Annotated in this window: 11 protein-coding genes; 8 read left to right on the top strand and 3 right to left on the bottom strand. The window is 71.5% G+C overall.

Annotation, left to right across the window (positions count from 1 at the left end):
• Positions 1-9 precede the first annotated feature (9 nt).
• From LXT23_RS30985 to LXT23_RS30955, 7 genes are all read left to right on the top strand, one after another.
• A complete protein-coding gene (locus LXT23_RS30985; RefSeq protein ID WP_253983953.1) occupies positions 10-615 on the top strand; it encodes a hypothetical protein in 606 nt (201 codons plus the stop codon).
• Positions 615-1,307: a 7-cyano-7-deazaguanine synthase QueC gene (queC, locus tag LXT23_RS30980; RefSeq protein ID WP_253983952.1), complete on the top strand. Its 693-nt coding sequence runs from the start codon at positions 615-617 to the stop codon at positions 1,305-1,307. Before LXT23_RS30985 ends, queC begins: the two co-directional genes overlap by 1 nt.
• Entirely contained in the window at positions 1,304-1,978 is a 675-nt protein-coding gene (gene ddpX, locus LXT23_RS30975) for a D-alanyl-D-alanine dipeptidase (protein ID WP_253983951.1), read from the top strand. Before queC ends, ddpX begins: the two co-directional genes overlap by 4 nt.
• A gap of 92 nt (positions 1,979-2,070) precedes the next feature.
• Positions 2,071-2,679 (top strand): carboxypeptidase-like regulatory domain-containing protein, encoded by a 609-nt coding sequence (locus LXT23_RS30970; protein ID WP_253983950.1) that lies wholly within the window; start codon positions 2,071-2,073, stop codon positions 2,677-2,679.
• 185 nt (positions 2,680-2,864) lie between these two features.
• The gene (locus tag LXT23_RS30965) at positions 2,865-4,304 is read left to right on the top strand and encodes a YfbK domain-containing protein (protein WP_253983949.1); all 1,440 of its coding nucleotides are present in this window, start codon (positions 2,865-2,867) and stop codon (positions 4,302-4,304) included.
• 9 nt (positions 4,305-4,313) lie between these two features.
• A complete protein-coding gene (locus LXT23_RS30960; RefSeq protein ID WP_253983948.1) occupies positions 4,314-6,143 on the top strand; it encodes a sensor histidine kinase in 1,830 nt (609 codons plus the stop codon).
• The gene (locus LXT23_RS30955) at positions 6,140-6,844 is read left to right on the top strand and encodes a response regulator transcription factor (RefSeq protein WP_253983947.1); all 705 of its coding nucleotides are present in this window, start codon (positions 6,140-6,142) and stop codon (positions 6,842-6,844) included. The genes LXT23_RS30960 and LXT23_RS30955 overlap by 4 nt, the downstream gene beginning before the upstream one ends.
• Before the next feature lie 13 nt (positions 6,845-6,857).
• Here LXT23_RS30955 and LXT23_RS30950 read toward each other — a convergent pair whose 3' ends face one another.
• Positions 6,858-7,793: a hypothetical protein gene (locus LXT23_RS30950; RefSeq protein WP_253983946.1), complete on the bottom strand. Its 936-nt coding sequence runs from the start codon at positions 7,791-7,793 to the stop codon at positions 6,858-6,860.
• Positions 7,790-9,493, bottom strand: a complete 1,704-nt coding sequence (locus LXT23_RS30945; RefSeq protein ID WP_253983945.1) for a protein-arginine deiminase domain-containing protein — start codon at positions 9,491-9,493, stop codon at positions 7,790-7,792. Before LXT23_RS30945 ends, LXT23_RS30950 begins: the two co-directional genes overlap by 4 nt.
• A 396-nt stretch (positions 9,494-9,889) precedes the next feature.
• Here LXT23_RS30945 and LXT23_RS30940 point away from each other — a divergent pair, with 396 nt between their 5' ends.
• Positions 9,890-11,128, top strand: a complete 1,239-nt coding sequence (locus tag LXT23_RS30940) for a serine/threonine-protein kinase (RefSeq protein ID WP_323379103.1) — start codon at positions 9,890-9,892, stop codon at positions 11,126-11,128.
• 25 nt (positions 11,129-11,153) lie between these two features.
• Here the strand turns inward: LXT23_RS30940 and LXT23_RS30935 are convergent, their stop codons facing one another.
• Positions 11,154-12,473 (bottom strand): hypothetical protein, encoded by a 1,320-nt coding sequence (locus tag LXT23_RS30935; RefSeq protein ID WP_253983944.1) that lies wholly within the window; start codon positions 12,471-12,473, stop codon positions 11,154-11,156.
• Positions 12,474-12,486 lie beyond the last annotated feature (13 nt).

The raw sequence follows: 12,486 nt of genomic DNA, 5'->3' as shown, positions 1-12,486 counted from the left end.
TTCGGGTGCATGCACCTGAAGCGCCTTTCCTTCATCGTCCTCCCCGTCGCGGCCGTCGCCGCGGCGATGGCCTGTTACTCGGACCCGGTGTACCCGGGTGACCAGGTGCTCGGCACCTTCCGCTTCGAGGCGCGGTTGGATGCCGCGCGCACCACCTGCGACGCGTCCGTGCCGGACTTCGCACAGATGGATGACGCGGGCGTCTTCCGCTTCGAGGGCACCTTCTCCCGCGACACCGACGCGGGCACCGGCTTCTTCACGGTGCAGCAGTTCAACCGCCCCGCGACCTACGACGGCCAGCAGGCCAGCTCCACCCTCAAGGCCACCGCGCCCCGCGCGACGTGTGGCACGGGCTGCGAGGACTCGCAGATTGAAGAGACGCTGAAGGTGACGCTCTTCAGCGACAGCCAGGCGCGCACGCTCAGCCGCGACTGCCGGCAGAGCGACGGCGGCATCCCCGACGGCTCGGTGCCGGGCCCCACGGAGAACGGCTACGACGTGTCGCTGGCGTGCGGCTCGCTGACGGACGTGTTCCTGCCGGGCACGCGCAACTGCAACTGCCAGCCGTCCACCTGCACCACGGCGTACATCATCCAGGGCGAGCGGAGGGACTGATGGCCAGGCGGGCGGTGGTGTTGATTTCGGGCGGGCTGGACTCGACGACGTGTCTGGCCATGGCAAAGGCGAAGGGCTTCGAGCCGGTGGGCCTGGCGGTGGCCTACGGCCAGCGGCACGCGGTGGAGCTGGAGCAGGCGCGCAAGGTGACCGCGGCCATGGGCGTGAAGGACTTCCGCATCGTCAGCATCGACCTGCGGCAGGTCGGCGGCTCGGCGCTCACGGCGGACATCGAGGTGCCCAAGGACCGGCCGGCGGACGAGATGAGCCACGGGATTCCGGTGACGTACGTGCCGGCGCGCAACGCGCTCTTCCTCTCGCTGGCGCTGGGGCTGGCGGAGGTGGTGGGCGCCACGGACATCTACATCGGCGTCAACGCGGTGGACTACAGCGGCTACCCGGACTGCCGGCCCGAGTTCATCCGCTCCTTCGAAGCCATGGCCAACCTGGCCACCAAGGCCGGCGTGGAGGGCGCGCGCTTCACGGTGCATGCGCCGCTGTCCGGGCTGACGAAGGCGGACATCATCCGCGAGGGCGTGAAGCTGGGCGTGGACTACGGGCTGACGCACTCCTGCTACGACCCGGACTCCCAGGGCCGCGCGTGCGGGCGGTGCGACAGCTGCGTGCTGCGGAAGAAGGGCTTCGAGGAGGCCGGCGTGCCGGACCCGACGCGCTACACGGAGAGGGCATGACGATGCGGACCTGGACGGCGGTGGTGGTGGCGCTGGGGCTCTCCACGGGCGGCACGGGGCTCGCGCAGGACGCGGGGACGCCGGCACCGAAGGCGAAGGGGAAGAAGGGCTCGGACGCGGGGAAGCTGGTGCAGGCGACCACGGTGGTGACGGACCTGGTGGAGGACCTGCGCTACGCGACGGCAGACAACTTCCTGAAGAAGAAGGTGTACCCGGATACGGCGCGGTGCCTCTTGCTGCCGGAGTCGGCGCAGCGGCTGAAGAAGGCGGCGGACGTGCTGCGGCCGCAGGGGTACCGGCTGAAGGTGTACGACTGCTACCGGCCCCGGGCGGTGCAATACGAGATGTGGAAGATCATGCCGGTGCCCGGCTACGTGGCGGACCCGAAGAAGGGCTCCAACCACAACCGGGGTGGGGCGGTGGACCTGACGCTGGTGACGCTGGACGGGAAGGCGGTGGAGATGCCCACCGAGTTCGACAGCTTCACCGAGCAGGCGCACCACGGCTACGCGGGCGGCACCGAGGCGTCGCGCAAGCACCGTGAAATCCTCCGCGAGGCCATGGTGGGCGCGGGCTTCTCGCCCAACCGCATGGAGTGGTGGCACTACGACCTGCCGGACGCGAAGACGCGGCCCGTGCTGGACGTGCCCTTCGAAGCGCCGAAGCAATGATGAAACCATGATGAAGCGCTGAGGCTCGCGTGCGGCACGGCGCGGGCCCCGGGGGCACCATGGCGCCACCCTGATGAACGAGGTGGCTCACCATGAAGACGTTGCTCCGCGGTCCGCTGCTCTGTGCCCTGCTCCTCTCCACGGCTTCGGCCGCAGCCGACAGCACCGCGACCTTCATCGGCACGGTGACTGAAGACGCGAGCGGCAAGCCCCTCGCCGATGTCGTGGTGACGGCGACGGCACCGACCCTTGAGCATGAGCAGACCGTGGTGACGGACGCCCAGGGGAACTACCGCATCCCCGGACTTCCGCAGGGCGTCTACACGCTGCGGTTCGAGCGGGAGGGCTTCGAGCTCCACGCCCGGCAGGACCTCAAGCTCCGGCTGCCCCGGACCGTCCGGGCCGACATGGCCATGAGTGCCGTCGGCCAGCCGTCGGCCATCGCCGTGGGCTCCCCGTCCCCTGGTATCAACAGCGTGAGTGTGGACCCGGAGTTCATCAAGCGCATCGCCGTGGCCAGGCCAGGGGGCCGCGCACGGGCTGACACACATTGCTTCGGGTGCGGCGGACCGTCCATCCAGGAGCAGACTCCCGCCTGGATGCTGTCCCGGATGCCCATCGTCGTCCCGGATGGCACGCCCCAGCTCGTCTACCGGGCCCCATCCGCCGACCGGTGCAGCCCTGACTTCGGGAGCCGATGATGACCCGGTCCCGCATGAGCCCGCTGGGCTGGGCTCTCGCCCTGCTCGTGCTGCCCACGGCCGCACCGGCCTGGCGAGCGCCGTCGGCCCATGAACTCATGCCATGATGAAACCGTGATGATCGCCGCCGCCTCCCCAGGCAGGCTGCGAGCATCTCCCGAGGACGGCCACAGGCTGGTCACCCCATGAACCCTGCCCACTTCAAAGCCCTCTGTGGCCTCCTGCTGCTGCTCTCCGCGCCCGCCGTGGCCCAGAGTGGCACCCTGCACGGCACGGTGGTCACCCAACCGGGCGCGCGTCCCCTCGAGGGCGTGCGTGTCACCGCCACCTCGCCTGCGCTGAAGGCGGAGCAGGTGGGGACCACGGATGCCCAGGGGAACTACCGCCTCCCGCGGCTCCCTCCGGGCACCTACGCCCTCCGGTTCGAGAAGGAGTCCTTCCTTCCCCAAACCCGCACGGACGTCCTGCTGAAGCCCGACGCCACCGTCCGAATCAACGCGGAGCTGAGCTCCGGCGGTGACATCACCGTCGAGCGCCCGGTGAGCCCCGGCACCCCGCAGCGCATCTTCGAGCCCCTGTCCCCATTCGTGCCTCCCTACCGCGCCGAGGCGGATGGCGTGGCTCGCGTCCTCCCGCCCACCATCCCCTTCGCCGGTCCGGAAGATGACCGCGAGCGCGCCCCGGCCTGGGCCTTGCCGCACATGCCCGTCCTCGTCCCGGATGGCGCGGTCCAGTACCTCTACCGCTCGGCCGACGACGTGCCTCCTCCGGAGTTCCGTACCCGGAGCAGCGACGGGGTGAATCCCACCATCGACACGGAGGAGGACCGCTTCTCCGTCCTCTTCGTGGACGTGAAGACGGCCTCCTACGCCCTGGCGCGCGACTACCTGCAGCGGGACGTGCTCCCGGACGAGCGGACGGTCTGGGCCGAGGAGTTCATCAACAGCTTCGGCTACGGCGACGAGGGCCAGGCCAACGGCCCCTTCATCATCAACATCGAGGGCTTTCCCTCGCCGAGCCGCAAGGGCTACCACGTGCTGCGAGTCGGGGTGAAGGCGCGCGAGGCCCTCCCCGACGTGGGCGTCCAGGTGGAGTTCGGCCGCGAGGCCGTGGCCCGCTACCGGTTGGTGGGCTACGAGCGCGCCTCCCCTGCGCCCGAGCCGCTCGACGATGACGAGGAGGAGCACGACACCCCGATGCGCGCGGGCCAGTCCATCACCGCCATCTACGAGGTGAAGATTCGCGGGCCCGCCATCGCCTTCGGCCGGCTTCACGTCAACTACGACGACCCGGGTGGCAGCTCGCGGCGTGTCTTGATGCTGCTGCCCTCCAGCGTGCTGAAGAGCTCCTATGCCCGCGCCGCGCCGGCCACGCGGCTGGCCTACGTGGCCTCCGCCTTCGCGGAGAAGCTGCGAGGCTCCTTCTGGATGCGCACGCTCGACTGGGCCCGGCTGCACGCGCTCTGGGAGGAGGTGGGCGAGCCGCTGCGCAGCCGCCAGGACGTGGCGGAGCTGGGCGCGCTCATCCGCAAGGCGCAGGCACTGGACAAGCGCAAGGACCGCTACGAGCGCCAGGTCCCGCTCACCAACATGGACCTGGACCAGGCCCCGGACGCCGCGGACTAGCCCGCTCCGATGCTCCGCCGCCTGCTGCCCACCCTCATCGCGCTCGGACTCGGCCTCGCCGGGCTGGGCTGGGGCCTGGGCTACCTCCAGCGCATCTTCGCCGCCGAGCGCGAGGACGCACAGGCCTCGCTCGACTCGCGGCGCGAGGCCCTGGAGCAGTACGCCCGCGCCTCGCTGGCGCAGTCGCTGCGGGACAGGCTGGAGGCCGCGCGCCCCGCGCTGGAGGCCGCGGCGGTGGACCCGCTCGTCCCCGCCACCGGCCTCTACCTCCGCGAGAGAGGAGAGCAGCTCCTGCCCCGCCTCGCGCAGCACGACACGGGCGAGGCCGTGCCCGCGAAGGAGCGCTACGCCCGGCTGCGCGCGGGCACGGAGCGCGCGGACGAGGACGACGCGGAGGACCCGTGGGCGGAGCGGCTCGCCCTGGTGCGCTCGGTGGACGGAGCGCTGGCGCGCGGGGACCGCCGGGCCTCCACGGTGGCGCTGATGGCGCTGCTCCAGCACCGCGCGCAGTACGTGCTCGCCTCCACGCGCGACGTGCCCGGCCTCCTGGTGGTGCTGGAGTCGCTGGCCGAGCGCGGGGACCCGGTGCCGCAGCTCATGCACGCGCTGGTGCGCGACGGGCTGGCGGACGGAAGGGGAGGGCGGCTGGAGGGGCTCCAGCGACTGCTGCTCCTGCGCCGCTCGCGCTTCACCCCGGCGGACTTCGCCTTCCTGCGCGAGCGCGTGGCGGCCCTCTCCGCCCGGGTGGGCGTGCCGGCCATGGACTTCGAGTCGCGCGCAAGCGAGCTGGCCACCGAGCCGCTGCCGCTGCCCCGCACGCTCCCCGGCTCCGTGCTGGTGCGCGCCGGCTGGTACCTGGAGCCGCGCGGAGGCAACCACGTGCGAGGCGTGGCGGTGGACGCGGCCATGCTGCTGGAGTCGCTCACGCGCGAGATGCGCGAGCGCGGGCTCCTGGGCACGGAGGGCCAGGTGCGGCTGCTGGGCGACGCGGAGGTGCTGCCCCTGGACGCACTGCCCCTGGCGGTGGAGACGCCCGAGTGGGCACGGGCGCAGGCGGCCCTGGAAAGCCGCTACCGGCTGAAGACGGGCATGGCGGCGGTGTGCGCGGTGCTGGCGCTGGGCATCGCCGCGCTGGCCTTCCTCGCGCAGCACCGCAAGTACCGCTTCCTGGAGCTGAAGAGCGACTTCGTGGCCACGGTGTCGCACGAGCTGCGCACGCCGCTGGCCTCCATCCGGCTGCTGGGGGAGACGCTGGAGTGGCGGCTCGCGGAAGGCACCGACGCGCGCGACTACCCGGCGCGCATCGTCCGCGAGGCGGACGGGCTGACCTTCCTGGTGGAGAACCTCCTCTCCTTCAACCGCATCGACAAGGGCCGCTGGGTGCCAAGGCTGGAGCCCGTGCGCCTGGACGAGCTGGTGTCCGGCCTGCGCAGGGACCTGGAGGCCTGGTCCAAGGTCCCGGTGGAGCTGGAGGCGCGCGTGGGGGAGCAGACCTTCCGCGCGGACGCGCAGCTCCTGCGCCTGCTCCTGTCCAACCTGGCCCGCAACGCCTGCGCCTACAACCAGCGCACCCCGGTGCGCCTGCGCATCGAAGCGCTGCCCGGAGGCCGCGTGCACTTCTCCGACAACGGCATCGGCATCCCCCGGGAGAAGTGGGAGCAGGCCTTCGAGGAGTTCGTGCGCCTGCCCGGCCAGGGGCGCGACGTGCCCGGCAGCGGCCTGGGCCTGGCGCTGTGCCGCCGCATCATGCGCCTTCACGGGGGGAGCCTGCGCGTCGCGGCCTCCAGCCCGGAGGGCACCACCTTCGAGCTCACCTTCCCGCCCACGGTGACGACATGACGACCCACACCCTGCCCACCATCCTCGTCGTGGAGGACGACACCAACCTGCGCGTCGCGCTGCGCGACAACCTGGAGCACCAGGGCGGCTACGCGGTGGAGGAGGCCACCACCGTGCGCGAGGCGCGAGAGCACCTGGCGAAGCGGAGCTTCCAGCTCATCCTGCTGGACGTGATGCTGCCGGACGGGGACGGCTACTCGCTGTGCCGCGCGCTGCGCGACGAGGGCGTGGCGACGCCGGTGCTGATGCTCACCGCGCGCACCCTGGAGGACGACGTGGTGCGCGGCTTCGAGGCCGGCGCGCAGGACTACCTGGGCAAGCCCTACCGCCTGCGCGAGCTGCTGGCCCGGGTGGGCGCGCTGGTGAAGCGCTCCGGGGGCGCCCCGATGAAGCTGGTGCGCTTCGCCGGCTACAAGATGGACCTGGACCGGCGCAAGGTGGAGACGCCCGAGGGAGCCGGCGTGGAGCTGACGCGCACGGAGTTCGACCTGCTGGCCTTCCTGGTGCGAGAGAAGGAGCGGGTGCTGCGCCGGGACGACATCCTGGACGCGGTGTGGGGCAAGGACGTCGTCGTGGACCCGCACACCGTGGACAACTTCGTCTCCAGCCTGAAGAAGAAGCTCGGCTGGAACAGCGCGTCCCGCTTCGCCATCCAGACGGTGCGCGGCGTGGGCTACCGCATGGAAATCGAGGCGCCCTGAGGCCCGGGCGGCTTCACCGCAGCGGGCTGCGAGCCAGCCGCTCGGCCAGCGCGTCCAGCGCGGCCCGCCTCGGGCCCTCCGCCCCGCTCCGGGCCGCGTCGATGAGGGCGGGCGTCTCCGGGGCGTCCACCCGCAGCACGGCGTTGGACAGGGCCTGCCGCACGTCCCCGTCGTAGTGGGGATACGCGCGCACCAGCGCCTCGGCCGCCAGCCGCCGGATGGCGGCGCCTTCCTCCTGCCGGGCGCTCAGCTCGGGCGTCTTCCACGCCCAGGCGGAGCCGGCATCCGCCAGCGCGCGAGCGAGCCGCCGTGCGTCGGCGGGCGTGGGCCGCGCGTCGAGCGCCTCGACCAGGGCCCGCACCACCTCCAGCTTCCGGCACTCGCCCATCGTCTCCCGCGCGACCTCGCCCGCGCGGCCGCTCTGCCTGGACACGGCGATGAGCGTCTGCACGGCCTCCGGGCTCTCCATCCGCGCCAGCGCCCGCGCCGCCGCGCGCAGCACGGGACGCCGGGTGTCCGGGCCCACCAGCAGCTCCTTCCACAGGGGCACCAGGCGCGCGTCGCGCTGCTCGCCGGCCACCTCCATCAACCCCACCATCAGCGCCAGGCGCCCGGAGTCGCGCGTCGGCCGCGGGTCCTTCGTGGACGGGAAGGCGAGCCGCTCCACCATGGGCCACAGGGCCTGGGGCCCCAGCTCCCTGAAGACGGGTGAGACGGTGGCCAGCATGCCCCGCTTCTGCGCGTCCAGGGCCTCCACCTGCGCCGTGGCCGCGTCCAGCCGGGAGAACGCCTCGGGCGTCTCGCGCCAGGCGCGGTCTATCTGCTCCCGCAGCACCGCGCGCCAGCCACCGAGCAGCGACGTCGCGTGTGGCGCGTCCGAGGCTGCCGCCGTCGTCGCAAGCAGCAGGAGGAGTGCGGCGCCCAGGCCGCGACAGGTCTTCCGGTTCATCGTCCACCCTCCCACCACTTCACCTGGGGAATCACGCGCGCGCTGTTGGTGGCGCAGTGCACCTGGCCACCGCCGATGTGGTACGGGCTCCAGGCATCGGTCCAGTGCACGCGGATGCCGTACGCGGAGAGCGCCGTCTCGAAGGCCACCTTGAAGGGGTCCGTCTCGTCGATGAGCGGCCCGTGGGGGTCTGGCGCGATGACCAGCGTGGGAGACACGGACAGCAGGTTCAGCATCGCGGGCTGGTACGCGACGAGTCCGCCCGTCACCTCATGGAAGAGGAAGGGCACCCGGATGATTTCCGCATCGGTGAGGCCCGTCTCCTCCTTGAGGATGGACAGCTGCGTGTCGATTTCCAGCGCCGCCTGCGCGCTCGCGTCCATCACCCAGGGGCTGGCGAGCACCTGGGACACGGTCAGCTCCGCGGGCACCTCGCGCTGCCACAGCCGCCCGGTGAACAGCTTCGCGTTCCCATGGCCCTGTGCGGCCGCCTCCAGCAGCATGCGCCGCGCGAGCGCCGGGTCCGCCACGAGGAGAATCCACCCGCGAGGCGTGCCCGCGGGCAGGAAGCTGAACGTCTCGTCCACGTGGCTCACGTCGAGCCACGAGGTGTCCACGTACACCGGCGGCTGCACCGCCTGGGCCTCCAGCATCCGGGTGAAGCTGGGGTCGGGCTGGTAGTCCGGCCGGGTGTCCGGGCCCCGGCCCCGCAGCAGGCGGCCCAGCGGGTAGCGCACCCCGTCCTTCTCGTAGGGCGGGATGACCTCCGTGTTGCCGAAGGAGTTGAGCGTCTGCGAGTCCCGCGACATTCCCGGCTGGTACTGCTGCACGGCGGCCATGTCCGGGCCTCGCAGCCAGAAGACGATGCGGCCCGCGGGGCGCAGCGGCGCATTCGGGTCCGTCTCGTCGTACACGTGGGCGCCGCGGTAGTTGACCTGGATGACGTGCTGCCTGCCTTCCGCGGCGGGCATCGCCATGTACGCTGGCTCGAAGTAGTCCTGCGTCCAGAGGTCCTCCACGCTGAACTCGAACAGCTCCACGCGCCGGCCGGAGTCCGCCAGCGCTCTGGCAAGGCCCTGGCGGAACACGCCCGTCTCCGGCTCGTACGGGATGCGGGACACGTACACGTGGCGGGCCGGCGTGAGGTGGTGGAACATCACCACCGGCGCGACGCGCATCCGCACGGTGTCCTGGAAGTCCGACTCCAGGGAGCCCTGACGGGTGATGGTGAACACCACGTCCGCGTAGCCATCCCACTGGCCCGGGTCCCGGACGATGTCGTTGGCCTCGATGGCCAGCTCCACGCCGCGCTGGAGGTCCTTCGCGGACAGGGCGACCCGCTCGGGGCCGTCGAGCGAGTAGAAGCGGCTTCCAATCTTCTTGAAGAGCCGGACCTTCTGGGCCGCCGCTCCGGAGACGGTGACCGAGCCCACGGCGTAGTCCGGCGCTTCCGGCCACGGGGCGGTGCGCAGGCGCGCCAGGTCTGCGAGGTCCCTGTCTCCATTCACCTTCCCGTCCGCGGCGTCATGGCACCGGGCCATCGCGTCGTCGCTCATGGAGAAGGGCGACATCGAGAAGTCGCAGGCGCTCTCGTCGTCGTCGATGTTGGCCAGGAAGACGGCGCCCCGCTCGGCCGTCCACGTGTCCTCGCCCTCGTCGTCCGTGGGGTCCTCGAGGTCCACCACCCCGTCGCGGTTCACATCCGCTCGCAGGTCCACGTGTGGGTGGAAGGGCCCCGTGAGGCGGTCCGGAGTCTGAGGACGGTGGTCGTCGTCCGGTACCAGGGGCTCGCATGCGCTGGTCAGGACCAGCGACAGCAGCAGGGGACGCAGAAGGCGTGCGTGTGCACGCGGGGGGGGCCGCATTGGCGCTCTCTCGCTACACGGACGTCCGGCCGGCGCCGAAGGGCGCCCGTCCATTGATTGGGGCGCATAGGAACGACAGCTCGCGGCCACACTCAAGAATCGACGCGGACACGCTGGAGTCACCTCCATCCGGAAACTGCTTTTTGACAGCGGCGGGTCCTTTTGCTCCCACCCCCCTCGGAAGGATGTGGGAGTTGAGCGTCCACTGGGGCCCCCTGTTATTCAGGCGCCATGACGGACACCGTTCGCTACGCCATCGACGCCACGGTCCTCTCCCAGAACGCCCGGAGCGAGGCCGCGCCAGCGCCCACCAGCACGGCGCGTCGCAACTCGGTGTTACCGCGCGTGGAGTGGAACGGGGCGCGGGCGGAGTTCGTCCCGCCGCAGCACGAGCGCTTCGAGGAGATGCGGCTGTTGGGGCAGGGCGGCATGGGCGAGGTGGTGCTGCTGAAGGACCATGACATCGAGCGGCTGGTGGCGCTCAAGCGGCTGCCCGAGGGCGCGGACCTGGACCGCGTCCTGCGCTTCGTGGAGGAGATTCGCGTCGTCGGCCAGCTGGACCACCCGAACATCGTCCCCGTGCACGACGTGGGCGTGGACGAGCGGGGCCGGTACTTCTTCGTGATGAAGCACCTGCAGGGGGACACGCTGGAGAGCATCATCTCCAAGCTGAAGCAGGGGGACCGGGCCACGCACGAGCGCTTTCCCTTCCGCGAGCGGGTGCAGGTGTGCCTCGCGGTGCTCAACGCCGTCGCGTACGCGCACCGCAAGGGCTTCATCCACCGCGACCTCAAGCCCGCGAACATCATGGTGGGGCCGTTCGGCGAGGTGACGGTGATGGACTGGGGCCTGGCCCGGCCGGTGCGCCCTCCTCCCTCGGCGGACAGCCAGGGCGTGGGGCTGCGGATGCGGCCGGTGCCGGACGGCGCGCCGCCGGTGGGCTTGAGGGAGGCGGCGTCGCTGCGCACGCAGGTGGGGTCCGTCATCGGCACGCCGCTCTACATGTCCCCGGAGCAGGCGCGCGGCGAGGACACGCTGGATGCTCGCAGCGACGTGTACAGCCTGTGCGTGGTGTTCCACGAGCTGCTCTTCCTGGGCCACTACCTGGAGGGGCGCGAGTCGCTCACCGACATCCTCGAAGGGGTGCAGTCGGTGGCGCCCGTCGTGGCCGCGCTCAAGTCGAACCCGCATCAGAAGTCCGTGCCCGCGGAGCTCTCCTGGTTCGTGGCGAAGGGCTTCGCGAAGGACCGGGCGAAGCGCTACCAGTCGGTGGAGGAGATGACGGCGGCGCTCCAGGCCGTGCAGGAGGGGCGCATCCACGTGCAGTGCCAGCGCACCATGCTCAAGCGCAGCCTGCACGAGGTGCTGCGCTTCGTGGACGACAACCCGGTGGCCGTCATCATCGGCAGCACGCTGGGGGCGGCGCTGGTGGCGGGCTCGGTGGCGTACACGCTGATGTCCCTGTTCTGAGTCTCTGAGCTTCTGACTCCGGGGCTCACCGCGCGGGCGTGCCCGGGTGCCAGCGCTCCAGGTGCCGGGCGTGGGTGGGCAGGTACGCGCCGGGCTGGAAGTGCGTGTCGTAGAAGTCCAGGTCCAGGTGGTGGGCCTGGAGGTAGGTGAGGCAGAAGACGCTCGGGACGGTGCCGGGGAACTTGCCGAACCTGTCCAGAATCGTCTGCGCCATGTGGGCCACGCACTCGCGGAACTCCGGGTCATGCACCCTGGCGGCGCCGCGCACGCGAGGGCTCTCCTTCCACGCGCCGGGGGTGCCGGCGTTGAAGGGTCCCCCCGGGCCGAACTTGCGCTCGCACAGCGCGTCCACCGCCGCGCGCATGTCCGGGTAGTGGGGCGGGCAGAAGGCCTCGAAGACGCCCGCGCGGCCGGTGGGGTTGGGCAGGGACCAGCGCGCGTCCGTGTCGAAGCGGAAGCCCAGGCCGGGTGCGCGCGGGTCTCCGGTGGCGCCCAGAACCGTGTGCCGGTCGATGCCGTCGAACATCCACCCGCCCAGCCCCATGGCCTGGAGCATCAGCACGCCCGCGTAGCAGCTGCAGGCGAGCTCGGCGGTGGCCTCCGTGAGCGCGTACTGCTCCACGAAGGAGAGTGGGAAGGGGGCGTCCAGGTTGACGAGGTGGCGGTAGCGCTCCATGCCGGGGATGGGCTCGCCGTTCAGGTCGTCGGTGACGCAGTAGCCGTTCTCGACGATGAAGCAGAGGATGGTCAGCAGGTGCTGCGCCAGGTCCGCCACGGGCATGACGAGCAGGGAGCCGGGGCGGTTGGCGCACCAGGTGTTGTGGCCCTCGATGAAGGGCTCTTCGTTGGGGAACTGGAGGCGGCCCGACTCGAGCTTGCGGATGCGGCCTCGGTGGGCCTCCAGCAACGTGTCGAGGTCGAAGGCGCCGTCCGCGTCCTTCTCCGCGAGCGCGGGCGCGTCGCGCGTGGAGAAGAGGTAGATGCCGGTGTCGTCGGTGAAGAAGAGCTCGCTGGTGTGGAAGCCGGCGGCGGAGGGGAAGGTGCGTCCACCGGCGGCGCCCGCGTAGTTGGGGAAGTGGGGAGCGTAGTGGGCGTTGCGGGTGATGGCGTAGTGCCAGCCCGTGTTGCCACCGGCGGCCAGCAGCACCAGCAGGCGCTCCAGCTCGCTCAGCGGCATGGGCTCGTGGCGCGAGGTGTGGGCCAGCGGGCCATCGGGGATGGACGCGCCCATCGAGAAGCGCCGGGCGCGCCGGCCGAGCAGCGCCTGCAACAGCGGGAAGGAGAGGACGTCGTCGAACCCCGCCGGGAGCGGTGGCCGGGCGGAGCCAGGGGCCTCCGCGGGCACGGAAGCCTCCCGA

This window comes from Pyxidicoccus xibeiensis (assembly GCF_024198175.1).
Lineage (GTDB): Bacteria > Myxococcota > Myxococcia > Myxococcales > Myxococcaceae > Myxococcus > Myxococcus xibeiensis.
The sequence above is the reverse complement of the archived record's forward strand: the minus strand, read 5'-3'. Positions and strand labels throughout refer to the sequence as shown.

Coding starts and splice junctions, on each gene's coding strand:
- ddpX (WP_253983951.1), top strand. CDS start 1,304: ATGACGATGCGGACCTGGACGGCGGTGGTGGTGGCGCTGGGGCTCTCC.
- queC (WP_253983952.1), top strand. CDS start 615: ATGGCCAGGCGGGCGGTGGTGTTGATTTCGGGCGGGCTGGACTCGACG.
- LXT23_RS30970 (WP_253983950.1), top strand. CDS start 2,071: ATGAAGACGTTGCTCCGCGGTCCGCTGCTCTGTGCCCTGCTCCTCTCC.
- LXT23_RS30965 (WP_253983949.1), top strand. CDS start 2,865: ATGAACCCTGCCCACTTCAAAGCCCTCTGTGGCCTCCTGCTGCTGCTC.
- LXT23_RS30960 (WP_253983948.1), top strand. CDS start 4,314: ATGCTCCGCCGCCTGCTGCCCACCCTCATCGCGCTCGGACTCGGCCTC.
- LXT23_RS30955 (WP_253983947.1), top strand. CDS start 6,140: ATGACGACCCACACCCTGCCCACCATCCTCGTCGTGGAGGACGACACC.
- LXT23_RS30950 (WP_253983946.1), bottom strand. CDS start 7,793: ATGAACCGGAAGACCTGTCGCGGCCTGGGCGCCGCACTCCTCCTGCTG.
- LXT23_RS30985 (WP_253983953.1), top strand. CDS start 10: ATGCACCTGAAGCGCCTTTCCTTCATCGTCCTCCCCGTCGCGGCCGTC.
- LXT23_RS30940 (WP_323379103.1), top strand. CDS start 9,890: ATGACGGACACCGTTCGCTACGCCATCGACGCCACGGTCCTCTCCCAG.